Raw genomic sequence first — 20,778 nt, 5'->3', positions numbered from 1 at the left:
CGATTTCTATTTAAATGAAGTCCCAATTCTCCCAGATGGGGGAAGGGTTTCAACTCATGTTCCGTGTAATTTTTAGAAAATGTCTAAAAATCTGAAACAAACCTCATCTTTCCGAAGAAAAATACATGTATTTGACCCAAATGCAAGAAAGTTTTATTTTTAAGGCAGGATGATCGCGTTCGATGGACCGGAAACACGCAAGGAACTTGAACTATTTTGTGTGGAAAGAGAAAGGCTAATCGCTCTCACGCTAATGTATTGGCCGGAGGAAACTGTTCTTCTAAAACGACAAACCGCTCCTGAGGTGGCGGCAGCGGCAACTGGATCAATTTCAAAAATATATTCCGTAGGTTGGTTTGTCAGAACAGTAATCTGCCCGTTTTGAAGACTGCAATCACTGCCCGAATTCAAATCGCCGGGGTTTCTCGCTTCCGATTCAGAATTTCCATGAAAAAGTCTGTAACCCTGAAAAATGATCTCGGGGTTACTTGCTCTGACTCTCAGTATGAAATTGGAGTTTCCATTGTTCAATGCGCTAACAAGCAAAGGAGGAGCTTGATTGGAAGCAGAAGTTGTGTAATTTGTACAATCGACGATAAAAATAATAAAAGAGAGAGAGAGAAAAATTCGAATCATTGACTGATAGTCGCCTCGGGTTTGGATTCATTTCGTTTTTTTTTCCATAAAAAGATTAAAAAACCGACCACTACAACAGTAACGATCACAAGGATCGCTGTTTGACCTTGGCGAACCCATTTCATCAACTCATCAAAATTATGAGCTCCATAAAATCCCAGATAAACCCAAATCGGAACGGAAATGGAGGCAGCAAATCCATCTGTAAGTAAAAAACGAATAAAGGAAATCTGCCCCGAAGTTCCAGCTGTAAAGAAAATCGGCATTCTAAGCCCTGGCATAAACCGGCCCACAAAAACGACCCATTTTCCGTATTTTTTGAACTGGGACTGGACTTTCTCAAATCGTTCCGGATGGATGAGTGATTTGAGAATCGGTAGCTTCAAAGCTCTTTCTCCGTAATGGCTTCCCAGCCAGAATACAAAGCTGTCCCCGATCAAAACACCGGCCATGCCTACAAAGAACATGACATGCACATTGGTATAACCTAAACCTGAAATTACCCCCCCTGCGGTCAGGGAAATGTCTTCAGGGACGGGGAGACCAAAACCACAAAGGATCAGCACTCCGAATACGGCAAAATATCCGTATTGCATAAAAAAGGTTACTAGAGTTTGTAAAAAGTCCATGCGGTGTTTTATACTGTTATTAGGATTTAACGGAAAAAGGAAAGAGAATTTATGCTAAAAGGAAGACAGGCGTTCCTGGAAGAGGAAGAAAAAAATCTCGCTCCTTATGCGGTGAAAAGCAATGCATCCGCAGAAAGGGTTTACGAGGAAGAAGATCACCCGTACCGCCTTCCTTTTCAAAGAGATAAAGATCGGATTTTACATTCCCAATCCTTCAAAAGATTAGAATACAAAACGCAAGTGTTTGTTTATTCCGTGGGAGACCATTATCGCAACCGATTGACTCATACTTTGGAAGTCGCAGGGGTTTCCAGAACGATTGCCAAGGTTTTGGGTTTAAATGAAGACTTGAGCGAAGCGATTTCCTTGGCACATGATTTGGGGCACTCTCCTTTTGGCCATGCCGGACAAGAAGCACTTGCGGATATCATGAGGGGGAGAGGGGGATTTGAACATAACAAACAATCTCTTCGCGTTGTTCAAAAATTGGAACGCAAATATCCAAATTTCCCCGGATTGAATCTATGTTATGCAACCCTCGCCGGAATTATGAAACACGGAGGAGATTATGATCTTTCCGATTTGAATATACAAAGAAGGGAGGACGGACCAAGTCTTGAGGCGCAAATCGTAGATTATGCGGACGAAATCGCTTATTCCACTCATGATATTGAAGACGGAGTGGAAAAACAATTTTTAAAATTGGAAGATTTGATGGAAGTTGAAATTTGGAGAAGAAATTATTTGGAATCCAAAATCAAATATCCTACAGCCAAAGATGAATTGGTTTTGCGGGCGACTTACAGGAACATACTGAATGAATTTGTTTCCAATCTGATTACCACTACAAGTGCCAATTTATCCGGCTTGGGCATTTCTTCGATAGAAGATGTTTACAAATCATTTCGGAATAAAAAAAGAATCGTAGGATTTGCAGATACCCTTACGGAAGAGTTGAAAGAACTGAAACATTTTCTTTGGAATCAATTGTACAGGCATCCCGATGTGATGCGGATGAGCGAAAATGGAAAGGAAACAATCCATCTGTTATTCCAATACTTTGAAAAAAATCCATCCAAGATTCCCGACTCCTATCTGGAAAGGGAGAAAGAAGAAGGAAGAGATAGAATTATCTGTGATTATATTGCAGGAATGACTGATCGTTATGCGGTCGAAACTTTAAAGTCGGAAGGAATCTTTTGGCAACCTTACTAGGGTTAAAGCTTACTCTTATCTCCGCTCATCTGTCCATTTCAGGAGTAGGTTCTGTAAAGAATTTGAAAAATCGCGCCAGTTTTTTTGCCAGTCCGCCGAACCTTCGCTTCCCACTTGGTTTGTAACGGATAGAATTGCGAAAAGATTCTTATTCAGTTTCTTTGCAACTATGGCCAGTCCGTACAATTCCAAATTTTCCACATCCAAACCATCCCATTCCTTGCCCGGAGGGGAATCCAGGTTTTTCAAACTAAGGCAAGTAGGAGCATTTGTTTTCTTGGAAAAGAAAATCCTGTCCGTAAATTGATTTTGTTTTTTTGCAAAATCCGACAGACCAAGTAATGTCGGGTTGTCCTTTGCAAATCCAATCAAACTTTTGTCATTTAATATCTGTTTTGTGATACCAAGTTGCGCTGCAATTTCCAAGTGATCGAATTCGGAAGAAACTACAATCGAACCTGTGTGGATTTTTGCCCAAGGATAAGCCCCGCAGGATCCTATGAACACAATGGTCTCGATCTCAGGGTGTTTTAACAAATACTCGAATGTATTTATGCCTGCATTCAGATTTCCTATCCCGGCTTCCAGGAGATGGGGAAATAACCTCGATTTTTTGAGTAGATCCGTCTCCCCAAAAAAAGCGCTGCAAAATAAAATCCGGTTAATCAGCAAACAATCCTTTTGTTTCTGCAAATCCATGCATCAGATTTAGATTCTGTAACGCTTGTCCTGCGGCACCTTTTACCAAATTGTCCAAAGCGGAAACGATCACCAAATGGTTTTTTCTCTTCCTGAAGCCGATATCCAGAAAATTGGAATTTTGAACTTTTCGGATTTCCACATCCTCAGGAGCAGGAAGCAACCGGATAAAAGGTTCGTTTTTTATGTTGTTTGATAATTTTTCTCGAACGGTATCTTCTTCGATTCCTTCCGGAAGTTGGATATAAATCGTGGAAAGTATCCCCCGATAAACAGGTAACAGGTGAGGGGTGAACACTATGTCCTTGGCCTCTGTCCCGACAAATGCGTATTCTGCGATCTCGGGTTCGTGTTGGTGGGATAAAACTTTATATGATCTGAAATTTTCATATACATGGGTATATGCGAAAGTAATCTCTTCCGTCCTTCCTCCCGCTCCACTTACTCCGGATTTGGAGTCTATGATGATGGAGGAAGAAATTTGTTTCCTCAGATCTCCAAGAAGTGCGATCGGCAAAATGGCGGATGTGGAAAAACAACCTGGATTGGATACGAAGTTTGCGTTTTTGATTTTTTCCCGAAACAGTTCCGGGATACCGAAAACAACATCTTTCATTTTATCAAAATGTAAATGTTTGAATTTATAAGCTTTTTCGAATATAGCTTCGTCGTGGAGTCGGTAAGCTCCCGAAAGATCAATTACCTTATGACCTTTCACCAGTAATTTCGGAGCCATTTCCATAGAAGCTTCATTCGGAGTGGCCAAAACTACGGTTGCTCCCGAAGGAATTTCCGAATCATGTTTTACAAAGGAAAGGTCCGGCATCCCCGGCTCGCTCGGAAAAACTTCTCGGAGAGATTTTCCGTTCACCTGGTTTGAGGTAACGTGCACAACTTCAAAGCCGTCGTGACCTGAAAGCAAACGGAGTAATTCTCTTCCTGTGAGTCCGCCCGCACCTATGATCGCTAATTTTGACTTTGACATAAATAAAGATCCTTGCCTTGAATGTCTTTTATTTCTGACCGGGCTGTCAATTCTGAAATCGTTTGGTCTAAATGAAGGAATTAATTATGAAATTCAAAAAACTCGGTTTTACTATATTTGCCATTGCACTCGTTCTTATATTTTGCCTGATGCAGACTTCCTGCCTCAACTCCTTCGGAGGGAATCCGGAAGGAAAGAGACTGGAGCGAATCAAATCTTCTCCGGAATTCAAAGAGGATCATTTTGAAAATGAGCCGTTTGTAGAAATGCTCAATGGAAGTGGGTATTTTCAAGTTTTCAAACGACAGTTATTCGGTAGCGAACAGAGAGTGCCTGATTCCCAAATTCCCGTTTTGACTCCCGATCCGAGCTTATTTCAAACTCCCGTAAGGCCGGGCTTACGTGCTATTTGGTTCGGTCATGCCTCCGTATTGATTGAGTTAGATGGCGTTCGTATTTTTACGGACCCTGTTTTTGCCGACAAGGTTTCTCCTTTTACGAGCCTCGGTCCCGATCGGTTTTTTTCTCCTCCGATCCCGCTTGCTCTTCTTCCGAAAATAGATGCAGTTGTGATTTCCCATGACCATTACGACCATTTGGATATGTCCACAGTTCAATTTTTAAAAGAAAAAGGTACAAAGTTTTTTGTACCACTCGGGATAGGAGCCCATTTGGAAAAATGGGGAGTGGATGAATCCCAAATTGTAGAATTGGATTGGTGGGAAAAAGGAAAAGTCGGTGAAGTGGAATTTGTTTGTACTCCAGCGGTTCATTATTCGGGAAGGGGACTTTTCAATCGGAAATCAACGCTTTGGTCTTCTTGGAGTTTAATCGGTCCAAAGAACAAAGTATTTGTAAGCGGAGACACCGGATACTCCCCCCATTTTTCGGAAATTGGAAAACGATTGGGACCATTTAACCTAACAGCAATTAAGATAGGTGCATACGACTGGTCTTGGGACGGAATTCATATGAATCCGGAAGACGCAGTCAGGGCAAACTCGGATGTAAATGGCAAAACGATGTTGCCTGTGCATTGGGGAACATTCAATCTGGCTATCCACGAATGGAAAGAACCGATCATACGCACTTTAAAGGCAGCAAACGAATCAAAGGCGAATTTAGTTACACCAAAGCCCGGTCAGGTGGTAGAAATAGGATTGCCGTTTCATTCCGAACCTTGGTGGGAAAATTTGAAATAAGAAGACTACTTGGATGTGCGGATATCTCCCCATTGTGTGATCGTTTCAAAGAGAATGCTGCTTCCTAGTTTCAGGTTTTCAATTTTCAGATTTTCATCTTTTCCGTGCATTGTGTCCAGGTCTTCCGGCTCCAGAATGGCCGGAATCAGACCGTAACAATCGATTCCTATCCGACGAAAGCTGGCGTTGTCCGTTTTGCCAGGAGACATGAAGGGCGCTGCTATGCTTTTTTCCACCTTGGACACGGCCACATTGGCAAGGATTTGGAAAAGGGGAGAGGAAATAGGAGAAGAGTCTGCGCTTAGCTCGTCATACACTTCCACTTCCACCGAATAGTTTTTGGCAATGGATCGGATCTTTTCAATATAATCTTTCGTATTTACTCCCGGCAATACTCTTACATCCAGCTTGCCGAATACTTCTCCGTTCAAAACATTATAACCAGTTTCTTCTTCGCCGGTAAAAAGACCCGTGATGGATTTTGTATTCGTTGTCATAGCTGTTAGGTGTTTGTTCTTTCGGATGGGACCGGCTAAAAAAGGTTTGAATAAAGGATTGCCGGCATTCTTCAAAAAATATGAATTCGGAAATTTGCTGATGACTCCCAGTTGATAGAAAAATCCTTTTGTCTCTTCCGTGATTTTGATGCTTGTGTCAAAGGCCAATATCTCTTTATAAAAATTGATCAAGTTCAAGGAAGCATACTCGGGAGGAGGAGTGCTGCCGTGTCCGCTTTTTCCTTTTGCTTTGAGTTTGAGCCAGAGATTTCCTTTTTCCGCATACTGAATATTGAAGATAGTCACATCGGGAACGATCGCATTTTTGACTGCTACTCCTCCTTCGCTGATCAGATAGCCGTAATCCTGAAATAGTTTTTTGTGTTCTGCTATCATAAACCTTGCACCAAATTTGGAACCTGATTCTTCGTCGGATAACGCGAGATACATGACTTTCTGAGTGAGGGGAACTTTGGATCTTTTCAATTCCAAAAATGCCATAAGCTGCATCACCGCCATTCCTTTCATATCAATGGCTCCTCTTCCCCAGATCCTGCCATCCTTAATTAAACCGGAGTAAGGCGGAATCTTCCATTCCTTTTCATCGGCTTCTACTACATCTATATGATTTGCCAAAATCAGACCTTTTTCGAGTATCTGGGATTTTTCCGGTTCGAGCACTGCGACCAGGTTTGCATGATCCGGTTTTGATTTTGGAAAATAAATTTCGGAAGGGATTCCTTCTTTTGCAAGATAAGCTTGCAGGTATTTGATGACTTCTATTTCATTTTTTCTATCAGTAGGAATACGAATCAAGTCCTGTAAAATTTTAACCGCCTCTTCATTTCTTTTCTCCCAATCCACTCGGATCGTATTTTGTTTTAATTGGATCATTTGTATGGGGGAGGAGCTGCAATAGGAAACGAGTAAATACAAACCGAAAAATAGAAATATTTTAAAGATGGATTTTTTTGTGATAAAGTAGTTAAGTAAATTCGAATTTTCTGATTTCATAATGATTATCTTGTTAAAAGCCCCGCATCCAAAACAAACTGTGCTCCCGTTATATATCTGCTTTTTTGGGATGCAAGAAATAAAACGGAGTTTGCAACATCTTCCGTTTCCACCCAAGGAACGGGAAGTAAATTTCCAGCCGACCTTTCCGCGATTTCTATCGGAGTCGCTCCTTCCATCTCCGCTAAACCGTCGTTCATCGGTGTATTGACTCCGGTAGGATGCAATGAATTGACTCTGATTCCGTAGGGGGCAAGTTCGATTGCCCAGGATTTTGATAATCCGGTCAACCCCCACTTGGAAGCGGCATAATGGGACAACCGGTTCATTCCCCTGAGACCCGCAACGGATGAGTTGTTTATGATGACTCCGGATTTTTGTCTTATCATGATGGGGATGATATGTTTTCCTACGATCCAGGAACCTTTCAGATTGATGTCGATCATGGAGTCCCATGCTTCTTCCGTTAACTCGTGGGACAATCCGTACGCACAGATTCCCGCGTTATTAAATAAAACGTCTATCTTTCCGAATGCTGCAATGGTTTCTTTTACCGCCTTTTCTATTTCCTGATTACTTCTTACATCTGCCGTAAGGATCAGCGCTTCGGAACCTAACGATTCGATTTCTTTTTTTAAAGAAACCAGTTCTTCGTTCGTTCCCAGAGAGTAGGCCGGATAAGCTAATTGTTTTGCAATATCGAGAGCCGCCACTTTTGCTCCTTCTTTTGCGAATGCGATAGCAGTCGCTCTTCCTTGTCCGTGTGCCGCACCTGTTATGAATACGACTTTGCTTTGAAATTCTTTACTCATGGGATTTTCCTTTTGCTTTGGTAAACGGTTCGAGATATTCATCCAACGGAATTTTCAATACATTATTCAGCAAGTTGGTTGCGATCATGATTCCTGCGAATGAGGTGAGCAAAACAATTTCTTTTTCGCTGAAAACTTCCTTTAATTGGACAAATAGGGAATCTGAAACTTTGTTCGACCTATTTACTATTTCTCTGCCAAAATCAACTAATAATTGTTCTCTTTGATTCAACTTCAATGACTCCGGGTTTTCTCCCCATTCGATTAAAATTCTTCTGAAGAAAGTGGAACAAATCAAACAATCCGTTTCGGCGGAAATCGCATGAGAGAATATTGTAAAAGCGCGTTCTCCCAAAAAAGGAACGATTTCATCTTTTAAAACGTACCATTCCATATAGGCTTTGTAAGAAGGAAGAGAATGCAACAAGGTGCGCTTCATATTGGTGATTCTTCCGTTCTTATCTATTTGGTAATCGTATTCCTTTTTTACATCCTTACTTGCGGAATTGTATTCGGTAAGTGATATTCTGCTCATTGTAAAACCTCGTTTTGTTGCAGTATTTGAATTGGATTCGCATTCAGATGATTCAGATTTATTTTGTATCTTTTTAGTATACGGTTTCTTACGAAAAAATAAACGATTCCGATGAAGGTGATAAAAAGCAGATCGAACAATTTATTTTCTTTTATAAGATTATAAGCTAAAATTCCGGTAAAGAAAACGGAACTGATTGCTCCTAGGACCACTGATACCAAAACAAAAGGGTGATTCAAAAGTCCTCCGTTGAGTTTTTGTTTTTTTATTATATTCCGAATGATAATGATACTGTAGAGTTGCGCGATCACAACAAAAAACCATCCGATCGTGGAATACGTGGCTAGTGTTTCCAAATTCCAATTTAAAAAAAGACCTAGGTTGGCAAGAACGTAGATCGTAGTGAAAGTTACAGGGTAAGATAAACCGAATCGGTTTTCCCCCATGATTTCGGGAAAAATCCTATCGTCTGTCATGGAACGAAGAGATCGGGAAAGTATCAAAAATATTCCGTTTAAGGAAGTGACGACTGCAAGCATCGGGCCTCCCAACATAAATAGAATGAACTCAAACGAATCGAGTTTTGTTTTTACCACTTGAACGAGAGGATCACCCGATTCGAAATTGTGGTCTCTTTCCAAATTCGATACGATTGAGAAACTAAAACCTATGTATAAAATAACTATCAAAGGATAGGATAAATAGAATGCCTTTACCAAAACAGAACGGGGATTTTTTGTTTCCTTTCCCAATTCGACAATTGCGTTGGAACCGAAGAAAGTAAAACTGAGTAAGGAAGCCACACTGAATAATTTTGTCAAGTGCGGAAACAAATCAAAAGAGTACGCTTTTAAATTACTAATATTTGTTATACGGAATATGCAGAAGATAAGTGCAATCACGAGAACCGATACCATTATGTTTTGAATGATAAGTACCGGTTTGATTCCTGTTAGATTCAATATATAAAAAAAACTCAAAATTCCGAATGCCCAGATTTCCTTGGATCCGAAAGGAACGAAATTTTTAGTGATCTCTGCAGCAGTTAATGTGAAGAGAGGGATTTGGCCCAGGCAAGCAGTCAGTATAAAAACCCAGGCAATGAGAAATCCGAGCATGGGAGAGACAAACCTGCTTACGTAAAAATAATTTCCACCGGTTACCGGAAGAAAGGCGCCTAACGAAGCCACGGGTAAGATGATAAAAAACATTGGGATAGCAGCGACTAGGTATGCGATTGGCAAAAAGAAACCGACTTCTTTGGCAAGAGCTCCTGTTAATACAAAGAGTCCTCCTCCTATAGTCAATCCGACGGACATGGAAACTAATGCGAAAAGAGAGAGTTTGTGTTTCCCTTTGAGCGGAGGGTTCTTCATTAGAACATAGGAAGAATAGAGCAGAAGTGGCGCAAGAAGAATATCCGTTATATTGAACGGTATTTTTGTTATGGTGGAAGTGGTGGGGAGTATTCTATCCCCGCCCTGATCTGGGTGGGGAACTACACCCGCCACCCAATGCGTTCCTTTTATCATATGACCTAATTCTTTCAAATCCAAATCAACAAACCGAATAAATTCCTTTAAAAAGTTCGCTTTTCTGCCCAATTTTGGAAAATAGTTTGACTTAATATAGTTTAATATCAAACTATTGATCGTCTAAACAATTAAAGGATACAGATTATGTTAGAAACTTTACTCTCAACAACCAATGACATCGCTCCACTCGTTCTAAGAATCACTCTTGGGATCGTAATTTTTCCTCACGGCGCTCAAAAACTACTCGGATGGTTTGGCGGATACGGATTCAAAGGAACGTACGGATTTTTGACAAGCCAAGCAGGGCTTCCCGGTGTGATCGCAGCACTTGTTATCATCGGTGAATCTTTCGGATCGGTTGCGCTCATCCTCGGATTACTCACTCGGTTTTCCGCTATTTCCATTGCAATCATTATGATCGGAGCAGGATTACTGGCCCATAGACAAAACGGATTTTTTCTAAACTGGTTCGGTGCCCAGAAAGGAGAAGGATACGAGTTTCACCTACTTGCAGCCGGTTTGGCAATAGGAGTTGCTATCACCGGAGGAGGCGCTTTTTCCCTCGACCAAATCATATTACAAGCATTATAAATCATTTACGCAAAATCATCTAACATTATTTAGTGTTAGATGGTTTTGTTTCAAGCAATTCTTCGATTTATTCACCCTCATTAGAAAAAAAAATTCCAACTTACGTGGTTCTACTTAAAACTTTGTCCGAGTTTTGTGTTTATACGTATAGATATAACTTTTTATTATATTAATATATCCTTATAGTAAGGAATATATTATGAAAAAGAAATTTATGTTTTTCGCAAGCGCGCTGATTTTGGCGCTGTTTGTATCGACAAGTTGTAAAAAAGAAGATAATGACGATTCAACAGACATTGCTGCATTATTGCTTGCAGGTACCGGTTCCAGCAGCACTTCATCCAATTGTGTCAGCCTTCCCTCCAAGTGGACAGGGACTGGAGGCACTGTTCCGGGAGTTTACAATTGTACTGTTTCAGGTAAGATTTATACCTGTATCCCCACGACCGGAAGCACAGTGGTAGTTACTTATGCAAGCGGTACGGCGGGTGCTTTGGGCCCTGTTGATTTTCCTGGACTAACTAATCAATATGCAACTAGAGGTATCACATCAAAATTGATCGGCACTTCCAATAATACATTTATGTATAATACTTCCAGCCAACAGACCGCTCATGATGTGGGATCGGGTACTGTAACCGTGTCCAACTATGATTCAAACGGATTTCCTAAATCGGCAAGCAATGGATTTACGATTACCTATACGTATGCTTCCGGAGGAAAAATTCCAATCATAGTTTCGTTTCAGGGAAATGAATACACATATGATTCCAAAGGTTGGCAGTCAAAGTATGCATTTGATCCAACAATAGCAAATGTAATTACAAATATAACGACGGAAGGTTCCTTAAGTATTTGCAATTAGTTTGATAAGGTAAATATAAAAGTGATTCTCGTTCCTTCCTGGGGACGGGAATCAATTAAAAATTGTGCATTATGTGCTTCTACAATTCTTTTTACGGAAGACAATCCGAATCCATGTCCGTTTTGTTTTGTAGTTGATAGTTTTTCCAAAGAGATTTTATCCAAAATCTCTTTACCTATACCTTCTCCATTATCGCTGAAGATAATATAAAGAAGCCCGTTCTCCTTTTCAGATCGAATTTTAAACCAGCCGGAATGGGCAATTGCATCGAAAGAATTACGCGCAAGATTTAAGATTGCAGATTTGATTTTAAAAGGATCTATAGAGAGATTTTCCTTATAATTCAGATCATAGATAAGTTCGATTTTTTTGTTTTGAAATAAATTTAAAATATCCGGTCGTAATGAATTGAGGTAGGGTTCGATCTGGATTTCCGATTTTTTTAAATGAAATTGATTTTTGGCAAAATCAAGTATATTCTCTGTTATATTTCTGATTTCCTCCAATTCTCTTTTTAGACTGGAGTCTGCATTCGGATTGGAAAATTTCAAACCCACAAGCCTGCTTTGGATATCATGTACGATTTCCGAAGTAAAATGGCCGATCACTGCGAGTTTGTCTTTTTGTTTTCTTTTGATTGATTCCTTTAATAAGAACCTCATTTTTTCTTTGCTTCTCAGACTGAATCTATAGGTTTTGCTTGATTCCCTTGCCAAATAAAATGCCTGTATGAATACAAATACGAACATTCCGAAAGAGATGGTATTGGTCGTGTTAAGCAAGTGCATATAGTATAAAATATCATTGATGGCAAAAATAAAAATAAAACTCATTCCAATCACTAATAGTTTCACTCCTTCCGCTTTCTTTCTTATGATTGCTCTACCGCATGCAATATAATGGTAAATGGAAAAAACAAGATAAATCAGATCGAACACTGCCAGCGTTTTTGAAAATACTGATACCGGAAATATGATAACAATTGCCGCAAAACATAAACAAAGTAGGGCCGCCGCATTCGTGAGTTGTTCCGAGATGACTTCGGGGAATATCAAATACATATAACGATAGAATAAGGGACATGCGAGATAAAAACTTAAGTAGTCTAACTTTACTATGACGCCCCACGGAGTTTCGGGAAATAGATGGAGGATGATTCTTTCGTCGCTAACTAGGGGGCGGATGCTGGAAACGAGTGCGGTCAATCCGAAGTATAAAAGACTTTTTTCTTCCCTTCTTATCAAGTAAAATAACAAGTGTAAAATACCTGTAATGAATAATGCTCCGAATAAAAATAAATCGTAACTCAAACGGATCCATACGGATTTTTGTATCGATTTCGCCAAACCTAAGGTAGGTGGTTTCCAGATACCTCCGATAGTATGTTCAAAGTTGGAAGCATGAATGAGCAGTTCCATATTTTGTCCTGAGATTTCAGGCAGGATGACTGTCTTTTTTTCCCATTTGGGAATTGAATTTGCTTTCGATCGGGACGGATTGCCGGACTGAACCAGGAATTCACCGTTTACGTAAACTCTGTAAGCCGTATCCGCTTCGCTGAACTTGAGAGCGAGTTTCGAATTTTCCGGAAGCGTTGCCGGAAGCTGAATATTTAAACGATAGGTGGCATATCCATAACTCTCATTAGTTGACCCATTCCAATAAGAAGGCATGGGTAGGTATGATTTTTCTTTTTTTTCTTGTCCGGGGTCCAGCCATTCCGTCCAATAAAATTCCCAATCTCCCGAGAGTTCAATCTGTTCTTTGATTTCCGGGTTCCATGCGGAAAGATCCGAATAACCCGATTTCGCCCTCTCGGAAAAAAAAGATTCCGATGAACAATTTGTTGCTATTAATAGAAACAGAAAAATGTAAAATTGTCTTGTTCTCTCAAAAAAGAAAGTCATGATCCGTTTTTATCTGATAGATGACCATCCTGCAATTCGCAAAGGGATTCAGTCAATGATTCAAAATATTCCCGAACACAGTTTAGTGGGAGAAGCTTCTACGGCGGAAGAGGCAATTGCCGATTTTTCATTTAAAAAAATAGACGTCTTGATTTCGGATATGATTTTACCCGGGCAAAATGGCCTCGTGATTTTTGAAAAGATCAAAGCGCTTCAGCCACATGTCAAAGTTGTTTTTTTGACAATGATGAAAGATTGGGATATGGTGAAAAAAGCATATTTGCTTGGAGCCGATGGTTATATTCTCAAGGATAGCGATACAGAATATATTGAAATATCAATTAAGAGTATCATTGCCGGAAAAAAAATTTTTCCAGAGGGCATGATTTCCGTTTTGCCTTTAGGATCCGAATGGGAAGATACCAGGTCCAAACTCCAGGAACTTTCCAAAAGAGAAAAAGAAATACTGGAGTGGATTGCCAAAGGAAATTTGAATCGGGAAATTGCCGAAAAACTAGGCATCAGTATCCGTACTGTGGAAGGTCATCGATCCAATTTAATTGAAAAATTAAATTTAAACTCCGCTCAGAGTTTGGTAAGATTTGCTGCCAAGGTATTCGGCTAAAATACGAACGATTCATGCGGCCCCACGAATCCTTTGGATTCGTGGCAGGGCTACTCTGGGCTCGCGGATTCCCGCTCGGTCGTTAACGACCAAGCCCGCCGTATCCCTGGCCGAAGAAAAGATCAATCGATTACCAAAGATCTTTTTCCTTTAAAATCTCCTTTGTCATTTCTTTCGCTCTCGGCCCGGCGGACATTTCATCATCAGTCGGCACTAGGTCGTTAAAGTTGGTTACAACAATATATTTTTGATTGTTTTTCTCCAGATGACCAACGAACCAACCCAATCTTTTTTTTATGTTGCTGTCGTAATTATTAGATCCCGTTTTTCCGCTAAGTTTAAATCCGTTCGGGGATGTTTCAAGGAATGTGATTTGCTTTGTTATATTCATCGCGCGTTCGTTTACAGGCAAACTGTTGGTCCAAAGCGCTTTCATAAACTCAGCTTGTTCAAACGCAGAAATTTTTAATGCAGGTAATTTCGAATCCGGTGCGACTAACCAAGCTCGTGTAATTGCGCCTGAAAAATCTTTATTACCGTATTTGAATTTCTCCAAATACCGATCAATGGTTTTTTGCCCTAAACCTACCGTCAGTCTTTGTGAAAACCATACGACGGAATTTTTTAGCCATGTAACCGCATCATGGTCCTGTTGCCATACTTCCATCCAGTATTTACTTCCGTCCCACTTAAGAACTTGATTTTCGTTTTTCAATACTTCCGAATCAAAAGCCATCACAGCTAACGGAACTTTGAATGTAGAACAAGGTGAATATCTTTCCGAACAGTGCTTTTCACCGACGATTGCCTGGTATTTGTTTGTTGTTAAATTGTACAAGAGAAAACATCCGTTTTTTTCGGAAAATATAGTATTTGTATTACCGAAACTTTGTTTGGAAAAAAAAGCAATGGATACTGCAAAAATTATAAATAGTCTTATCATTTTTTTTAGACTTATCTTTCTTGCGAAAAGGGATTTTTAAATAACGAAAAGAATATTATGTTTAACTAATACACTGTGGTATTTCTGCATATGCCTAGTGGTATAAAATCATTTGGAAATAGAGCCAAAAAAACGGATTATGCTCCTTCGGAAAATAAATCATTCTGGATTTTGGATCGAGTGGATAATAAATTGGTATCTGCGAAATATGAACAGAAGCATCAAAGCGGCAATACCCTCCGTTTATATCCTATTGACAAATTTTCTGGCTTCTGTTTTGTTCCTATTTTGCCAATCTCCCAATTTGGAAAATGAATGTGATCCTACTTCCGCCAAATATCGTGATTTACTTGCCATGGGGACTTACTTTGAAACCGATCTCAGCCCTTGTATCAAAATACCCGAAAAGAAAGTTTGTGAACTTTCTATTTTGCAAGCGGTTCAACCTAAATACTGGTATTTGATTCAAAGTGAACTAAAACGGCAGGCGGTTCTGGGAGCTGGACCACCTTCTACTGGTTTGGTGACTTCTCCCGTAACCGGGCTTGCCAAATGGTTGGGAGGAGTTCTTGCACCCAATGGAAAGATTTACGGTATTCCTTATAATGAGAGTAATATTTTGGTATTTGATCCGCTGACATACTCTACGAAATTAATTCCTTCACAGATTACCGGAACCGGCAAATGGGAAGGAGGAGTTCTTGCTCAGAACGGAAAAATTTATGCGATTCCGAGAAATGCAGATTCCATATTGGTGATTGATCCGACGACCGATACGATAACCACATTTCCCACTCCCGTGACAGGAACTAGCAAATGGAGGGGAGGTATTCTTGCACCTAACGGAAAGATATATGGTTTGCCAGTAAATGAAAATTCCATATTGGTGATTGATCCTTCTACAAACACAGCCGCTAGTTTTGCATCTCCCGTGTCAGGAACAAATAAATGGGAAGGGGGTGCTCTTGCACCGAACGGAAAAATTTACGGCATTCCCCTTGATACGGATCAGATTTTAATCATTGATCCTACAAGTGATACCGCCACTAGCATTCCTTCCCCGAAAACAGGTCTGGGGAAATGGAGGCAAGGAGTCCTTACTTCCAACGGTTTGATTTTCGGAATGCCTTCCACTGAAAATTCATTTCTCGTTATTGATCCTTCGGCTAACTCTTCTTATTCTTTGAGTTCACCGATCTCCGGATCCGCCAAATGGCGTGGGGGAGTTTTATCTCCCGATGGAAGAATCTATACAATGCCTGCCGATGCGTCAGAGGTTTTAATATTTGATCCTGAAACATATGTTAGCTCAAGCATTACTGCCGGGCCCTCTTTCGGAAACAAATGGGGGGACGGAATTTTGACTTCTTCGGGAAAAATATTTACAATGCCTCATACGAATGACAACTTTCTTCTGATTGACACAGCTGCAAAAGGTACACTTTGTGATTCCATATTGTTAAGCGGTTATTACAACCGTTATTGAACGTACGGGCGGGAGTATCCGATATCCTGCCTATCTTCAAAACTGTGCAACTACAATCACTTTGCTTAACAATTAAGAACGCCTCATCTTATTTATTCTTGCCAATTTTTTCAAATTCTTAAAATAATTATGGTAACCTGCATGAATTTGAGGACTAAGAATCAGAAGAAAGTAGCAAAATGCCCCTGAACCAGTATGAAAATAATCGTTTGCGATTGGCAGAACTCCTAGATCCTCTCGTTCCTGAAGTCGGAGTTATATCATCTGCAATCAAAGGAATCCAACTGTTCCGATTCGAAGACTCTTCCCCTCGCGAACCGAAAGCATACGAACCTGGCATTATCATTCTCGTTCAAGGAAAGAAACGTGTATTTCTCGGAGGCGAAACTTATACATACGATCCATTGAACTACTTGGTTTTGTCCATACCCTTACCGATTGAATGCGAAACGTTTGGAAGTCAGGATGAGCCGATCCTTGGTTTAAATGTCATGATCGATCCGATTATCGTCACTGAGATTTTAATGCAAGTGAAAGAGATGACATTAAAGGAAAATGATCTTCCCAAAGGTATTTATTCGGCCCCGCTTTCGGATTCCCTTGCCGGGACAGTCCACAGACTTTTGGAAATATTATCATCACCAAATGACTGTTGCATTCTTGGACCGATGATTCTAAGGGAACTGATCTATAGAATACTTTGTGAAGATCATCATGGAGGTTTAAGAGCACTAGCGTATCGAAATCGTAACTTTTTTAAAGTAGCACGAGCACTTAACAAGATCCATGAATCTAGTGATGCTGGCATGGATTTAAAGTCTCTAGCTTTGGATGCCGGGATGAGTGTTTCTTCCTTTCATTCTTGTTTTAAAGCCATAACGAATACTCCACCGATCCAATATGTAAAAAACATGAAACTCCATAAGGCGCGAATTCTCATTACCCAACAAGGAATGAATGTTTATAACGCAGCACTAAAGGTTGGATACGAAAGTCCTTCTCAATTTAGTCGCGAATACAAACGCCTCTTTGGAATCACACCTGGAAAAGATTCTACAAGTATGGGAGGGGCGGCGGTATCATATTCTGCGGATAGAAACAGCTCAATCTATACGTAGAACATTATCCTTCGTTTGCAGTCGTATAACGAATGTTTCTCATTCCATTATACGACCAACCGCAAACACCTAGATCTCTTTCATCCCGAGTAAAAGCTCCAAAATCATCCTTTTGTAAAATTAGGCATGAAAAAAAAAGATCCGGCATTGATTAAATCGAACTCATAGACTACTCTTGAATGAAAATGGCAAATCCTGAGAAAAGGAATCATAGGGAGATTTAGCAATGTCTGAAGAAAAAAAATTATCGAGAGAAACGTTTATTAATGGAGCGGCAACTGTTCTCGGTTCGGTTGTTATTTTAGGGAAAGCTGGAAAAGCTTTTGCGCAGAGCAGCAAAAAAGCGGGAAAATATGTCCTTTCCAAGGGGTACGCCGCAAAAAATAAATCAGGGAAGTTATCCAAATGGTCCTTTGAACGAAGAGAACTTGGAGACGATGATGTTCTTATCGATATCAAATTCTCCGGTATCTGTCATTCGGATATCCATCAAATGAGAGGACATTGGGGACCTCAACAGTATCCGCAAGTTCCCGGTCATGAAATTGCAGGAGTGGTTATCTCCGTAGGAAAGAATGTTACCAAGTTTAAAACGGGAGATCACGCAGGAGTCGGCTGTATGGTTGATAGTTGCGGAACCTGCGAAAGTTGCAAGGCAGGAGAAGAACAACATTGCGATAATAACGCAACACTCTTTACTTACGGTTATCCGGATAAAACTTCCCCATCCGGAATCACTCAAGGGGGATATTCAAGTAATATCGTAGTTAAGGAACATTTCGTTATAAGAATACCAAAATCTATGCGGTTGCAGGACGCAGCTCCCTTGTTATGTGCTGGTATTACTACCTACTCACCACTTGTAAAATCGAACTTAAAAAAAGGAGACAAGGTGGGAATTGCAGGAATCGGAGGACTTGGTCATATCGCGATCAAGTTAGCGGTTGCGAAGGGGGTGGAGGTTTACGCTTTTACAACCACTAAAAGTAAGGTTGAAGATATCCTTTCCTTCGGTGCTAAGGAAGCGATCTATGTGGACTCTTTAGAGAAACTTAAGGCATACAATAAAACATTGGATTATATGATTTCGACTATTCCGTATAATTATAATTTGGGAGCATACGCATCTTTGGTGAAACCATACGGTTCATTTACACAAGTAGGTGTTCCCGTTGGAGGTGAGTTGACTCTTAATAATTTTGCGTTTATCTTTAACAGGGTGAATTATAACGGCTCGCTGATAGGAGGTATTCCCCAAACTCAGGAAATTGTCGATTTCTGTGCAAAAAATAAAATTTATCCTCAAATAGAATTGATTACTGCAAATGAAATCAATCAAGCATGGGAAAAGGTTGTTAATAAAGAAGCTAGATACCGCTTCGTAATTGATACGTCAACGATTTAAAAGGGCAGGCGAAAAAGTTACGCATTAAGTATCAAATGAAAAAGACAAACATTGCATTGTTAGCGGTTGTTATATTACTGAGTTTTTCGTGCAATAGTCCTGAACCGAAGGAGAAGAAGATACAGAAAACAGAAAATACAACTTCTGTAAAAGGTAACATAGCGACGCCTGACAATAGTTTTACGAAAATCGTTGTCAGGCTGAATATTTGAAAAGGTGTAGTGAATCGGTTGGACCGGATTACGGACGAAGAATACAAAAACCTATCTGATAAAAAATAAACTGAAATTTTTTCGGTTCATATTCTTTATGATAGGCTTTACTCATCGCTCATAAATTTCGTTTTTCAAATACAATTATTCTGAAATAACTGCAATTGCGTCTATTTCTACTAACCAATCAGGATTGCCAAGACCTGCAACAAACAGAACTGTTACGGCGGGAAAGTTGTCGTTATCTTTCCATTTTTGTTGAAAAACTTGAAAGCCTTCTTGTGGATTTTGCCCTTGAAGAATATTTATGTTAAACTTGATTATATTTTCAAATTTTGCGTCAATGCTTTCCAAAATTTTCTCTATGTTTATTAAAACCTGTTCAGTCTGTTCTTTAAAATTATTCTTACCTATAAGATTTTCATTTCCGTCAATTGCATTTTGTCCACCAATGTAGATGGTCTTGTAATTTCCCTTAACTGAGATGGCATGAGAGTATCCTCTTGGTTTTGCCATATTTCCGGGATTGATGTGTTTGAGTTCCATTTGATCGCCTCTTACTTTTTATTCCCTGCCAGGAATCTCGCAGTATTAACATTTCTTATAGTCATGGACTTGTAAAATTTATGACTAATTACTTTGGCCAGATGGCTTTTGTAAATATTTTCTCTTTTAACATTCCAGTAGATAGCACCTTTGATATAACGAACATCAATATATTCTGATTCAAAAATAACATTCCCTGAATTGATATACGTTGAAACGTTTATGTATCCAAGGGACTCAAAAAGGTTCCTTAGTTTTTTCATTTCGACTTTTCGATTTCCTCCAACATTTATTCCTCTGAGCAATGCGATGTATTTCATAATTAACTTAATTCCTTAAGTATAATAAATACTTCGCTTTCGGAACGATATTGATGAAAACACCTTATTAATAACCCCCACAGTAAAAAACAAATTTATTCACGGTTTGAAAGACTATCATTCCTTATTTTCCATAATAATTTTAATTAATAATTGGAAACTCAGATTTAGAAAATTCTACAATATATTTGATTCTCGTAAAACGCAGATTAGAAAGAAATTTTTTTTGATCATAATCGTAAGCTCGCAAGCTTAGTCCAAATAAAGCAATTCCACTCTTTGTAGGACGATACCTGTATATATTCCATTCTACAATATTTTGTTTTTCAGACCATATAATAAAATCTATTGCATATTCGCTTGTAGATTCAGATTTAATTATTTCAAAATTTACAGTCGGATCAAATGATTTCCTTTGTTGTAGTTCATTAACTTTTGAAGCGACGGCATTTTCTGGAGTTATTTTCCCATTGAAATTTTCAATTAGTATCATTCTGGAATATCTATCTAAAGTTTCACCCTTAGGCAGATATTCTTGCTTTGTATAATTTGGTTGGGGCTTGGCTGCCCAAACAAGAAAAAACAATGAATTATCGAATTTAATAGGATCATTAACACCTAATAAATCCGCAGCAGTTATTGTTCTTCGATTTAGGGAGCTACAACTGAATGTTGAAATAAGCGAAAGCATTGTGAAAATTTTAATGTACATAGGTTTGATCTCTTTAACTCAGATATTTACATTGGAATTTTTTAACAAAAAATTTAGCAGAATCATTTTATCCCTACTATTGTTTTTAATAATATTTTGGTGTCATGACACTTAACGAACTAGCCTTACCGACGTTGGTCGTAGCTGAGCCTGCATGCAGTGGTTAGCTGTAGTTTGGTCTGTGTTTTGAATTACATCGCATTATTACCCTAACGGAGACGGATTTGAGGAAGTCTTTTGAAAAGTTAGGTTCTGAAATTATCCAAAGCCACAGGCCAAACTCATAATA

21 protein-coding genes are annotated in these 20,778 nt (G+C 39.5%); 8 read left to right on the top strand and 13 right to left on the bottom strand.

Annotation, left to right across the window (positions count from 1 at the left end; genetic code table 11):
- Nucleotides 1-159: 159 nt before the first annotated feature.
- Nucleotides 160-636, bottom strand: a complete 477-nt coding sequence (locus tag EHS11_RS03995; protein ID WP_135763127.1) for an LIC11661 family lipoprotein — start codon at nucleotides 634-636, stop codon at nucleotides 160-162.
- A complete protein-coding gene (locus EHS11_RS03990; protein ID WP_135763126.1) occupies nucleotides 633-1,265 on the bottom strand; it encodes a DedA family protein in 633 nt (210 codons plus the stop codon). Before EHS11_RS03990 ends, EHS11_RS03995 begins: the two co-directional genes overlap by 4 nt.
- Before the next feature lie 51 nt (nucleotides 1,266-1,316).
- Between EHS11_RS03990 and EHS11_RS03985 the strand changes: the two genes are divergently transcribed.
- On the top strand, nucleotides 1,317-2,480 hold the full coding sequence (locus EHS11_RS03985; RefSeq protein ID WP_135763125.1) for a deoxyguanosinetriphosphate triphosphohydrolase: 1,164 nt from the start codon (nucleotides 1,317-1,319) through the stop codon (nucleotides 2,478-2,480).
- Between the two features lie 15 nt (nucleotides 2,481-2,495).
- Here the strand turns inward: EHS11_RS03985 and EHS11_RS03980 are convergent, their stop codons facing one another.
- Together EHS11_RS03980 and argC are read right to left on the bottom strand one after the other, a co-directional pair.
- On the bottom strand, nucleotides 2,496-3,152 hold the full coding sequence (locus tag EHS11_RS03980) for a nucleoside phosphorylase-I family protein (RefSeq protein ID WP_210413622.1): 657 nt from the start codon (nucleotides 3,150-3,152) through the stop codon (nucleotides 2,496-2,498).
- Nucleotides 3,142-4,164, bottom strand: coding sequence for an N-acetyl-gamma-glutamyl-phosphate reductase (gene argC / locus EHS11_RS03975; protein WP_135763123.1), 1,023 nt, complete (start codon nucleotides 4,162-4,164; stop codon nucleotides 3,142-3,144). Before argC ends, EHS11_RS03980 begins: the two co-directional genes overlap by 11 nt.
- An 86-nt stretch (nucleotides 4,165-4,250) precedes the next feature.
- On the opposite strand from argC, the gene EHS11_RS03970 reads away from it, so the two are divergent.
- Nucleotides 4,251-5,366 (top strand): MBL fold metallo-hydrolase, encoded by a 1,116-nt coding sequence (locus EHS11_RS03970; RefSeq protein WP_167884344.1) that lies wholly within the window; start codon nucleotides 4,251-4,253, stop codon nucleotides 5,364-5,366.
- Between the two features lie 5 nt (nucleotides 5,367-5,371).
- On the opposite strand, the gene EHS11_RS03965 is transcribed toward EHS11_RS03970, so the two are convergent.
- The 4 genes from EHS11_RS03965 to EHS11_RS03950 are packed head-to-tail and all read right to left on the bottom strand — an operon-like array spanning nucleotide 5,372 to nucleotide 9,867.
- Nucleotides 5,372-6,877, bottom strand: coding sequence for a M20/M25/M40 family metallo-hydrolase (locus EHS11_RS03965; RefSeq protein ID WP_135763121.1), 1,506 nt, complete (start codon nucleotides 6,875-6,877; stop codon nucleotides 5,372-5,374).
- Between the two features lie 5 nt (nucleotides 6,878-6,882).
- Nucleotides 6,883-7,689: a mycofactocin-coupled SDR family oxidoreductase gene (locus tag EHS11_RS03960; protein ID WP_135763120.1), complete on the bottom strand. Its 807-nt coding sequence runs from the start codon at nucleotides 7,687-7,689 to the stop codon at nucleotides 6,883-6,885.
- Nucleotides 7,682-8,224 carry a carboxymuconolactone decarboxylase family protein gene (locus tag EHS11_RS03955; protein WP_135763119.1) on the bottom strand — a complete coding sequence of 181 codons (543 nt, stop codon included), beginning with the start codon at nucleotides 8,222-8,224 and terminating at the stop codon, nucleotides 7,682-7,684. The genes EHS11_RS03960 and EHS11_RS03955 overlap by 8 nt, the downstream gene beginning before the upstream one ends.
- Nucleotides 8,221-9,867, bottom strand: coding sequence for an APC family permease (locus EHS11_RS03950; RefSeq protein WP_135763118.1), 1,647 nt, complete (start codon nucleotides 9,865-9,867; stop codon nucleotides 8,221-8,223). Before EHS11_RS03950 ends, EHS11_RS03955 begins: the two co-directional genes overlap by 4 nt.
- A gap of 36 nt (nucleotides 9,868-9,903) precedes the next feature.
- Here EHS11_RS03950 and EHS11_RS03945 point away from each other — a divergent pair, with 36 nt between their 5' ends.
- Together EHS11_RS03945 and EHS11_RS03940 are read left to right on the top strand one after the other, a co-directional pair.
- Nucleotides 9,904-10,350, top strand: coding sequence for a DoxX family protein (locus tag EHS11_RS03945; protein WP_135763117.1), 447 nt, complete (start codon nucleotides 9,904-9,906; stop codon nucleotides 10,348-10,350).
- Between the two features lie 199 nt (nucleotides 10,351-10,549).
- Nucleotides 10,550-11,215, top strand: coding sequence for a hypothetical protein (locus EHS11_RS03940; protein ID WP_135763116.1), 666 nt, complete (start codon nucleotides 10,550-10,552; stop codon nucleotides 11,213-11,215).
- Here EHS11_RS03940 and EHS11_RS03935 read toward each other — a convergent pair.
- The gene (locus EHS11_RS03935; RefSeq protein WP_135763115.1) at nucleotides 11,212-13,122 is read right to left on the bottom strand and encodes a sensor histidine kinase; all 1,911 of its coding nucleotides are present in this window, start codon (nucleotides 13,120-13,122) and stop codon (nucleotides 11,212-11,214) included. The genes EHS11_RS03940 and EHS11_RS03935 overlap by 4 nt on opposite strands.
- Between EHS11_RS03935 and EHS11_RS03930 the strand changes: the two genes are divergently transcribed.
- A complete protein-coding gene (locus EHS11_RS03930; RefSeq protein ID WP_135763114.1) occupies nucleotides 13,121-13,747 on the top strand; it encodes a response regulator in 627 nt (208 codons plus the stop codon). The genes EHS11_RS03935 and EHS11_RS03930 overlap by 2 nt on opposite strands.
- A 130-nt stretch (nucleotides 13,748-13,877) precedes the next feature.
- Here the strand turns inward: EHS11_RS03930 and EHS11_RS03925 are convergent, their stop codons facing one another.
- On the bottom strand, nucleotides 13,878-14,690 hold the full coding sequence (locus EHS11_RS03925; protein WP_135763113.1) for a class D beta-lactamase: 813 nt from the start codon (nucleotides 14,688-14,690) through the stop codon (nucleotides 13,878-13,880).
- 208 nt (nucleotides 14,691-14,898) lie between these two features.
- Here EHS11_RS03925 and EHS11_RS03920 point away from each other — a divergent pair, with 208 nt between their 5' ends.
- The 3 genes from EHS11_RS03920 to EHS11_RS03910 all read left to right on the top strand — a co-directional run bounded on the left by EHS11_RS03920 (nucleotide 14,899) and on the right by EHS11_RS03910 (nucleotide 18,699).
- Complete coding sequence (locus EHS11_RS03920) at nucleotides 14,899-16,176, top strand: NHL repeat-containing protein (protein WP_246047579.1); 1,278 nt, start codon at nucleotides 14,899-14,901, stop codon at nucleotides 16,174-16,176.
- A 179-nt stretch (nucleotides 16,177-16,355) separates the two neighbouring features.
- Nucleotides 16,356-17,294 carry an AraC family transcriptional regulator gene (locus EHS11_RS03915; protein WP_135763112.1) on the top strand — a complete coding sequence of 313 codons (939 nt, stop codon included), beginning with the start codon at nucleotides 16,356-16,358 and terminating at the stop codon, nucleotides 17,292-17,294.
- Nucleotides 17,295-17,520: 226 nt separating this feature from the next.
- A complete protein-coding gene (locus EHS11_RS03910) occupies nucleotides 17,521-18,699 on the top strand; it encodes an NAD(P)-dependent alcohol dehydrogenase (protein WP_135763111.1) in 1,179 nt (392 codons plus the stop codon).
- 356 nt (nucleotides 18,700-19,055) lie between these two features.
- On the opposite strand, the gene EHS11_RS03905 is transcribed toward EHS11_RS03910, so the two are convergent.
- The 3 genes from EHS11_RS03905 to EHS11_RS03895 all read right to left on the bottom strand — a co-directional run bounded on the left by EHS11_RS03905 (nucleotide 19,056) and on the right by EHS11_RS03895 (nucleotide 20,489).
- Nucleotides 19,056-19,457 (bottom strand): RidA family protein, encoded by a 402-nt coding sequence (locus EHS11_RS03905; protein WP_135763110.1) that lies wholly within the window; start codon nucleotides 19,455-19,457, stop codon nucleotides 19,056-19,058.
- 11 nt (nucleotides 19,458-19,468) lie between these two features.
- Nucleotides 19,469-19,777, bottom strand: a complete 309-nt coding sequence (locus tag EHS11_RS03900) for a DUF1697 domain-containing protein (RefSeq protein ID WP_135763109.1) — start codon at nucleotides 19,775-19,777, stop codon at nucleotides 19,469-19,471.
- Nucleotides 19,778-19,919: 142 nt separating this feature from the next.
- Nucleotides 19,920-20,489, bottom strand: a complete 570-nt coding sequence (locus EHS11_RS03895) for a hypothetical protein (RefSeq protein WP_135763108.1) — start codon at nucleotides 20,487-20,489, stop codon at nucleotides 19,920-19,922.
- Nucleotides 20,490-20,778 lie beyond the last annotated feature (289 nt).

This window comes from Leptospira ilyithenensis, assembly GCF_004771005.1.
Lineage (GTDB): Bacteria > Spirochaetota > Leptospiria > Leptospirales > Leptospiraceae > Leptospira_A > Leptospira_A ilyithenensis.
The sequence above is the reverse complement of the archived record's forward strand: the minus strand, read 5'-3'. Positions and strand labels throughout refer to the sequence as shown.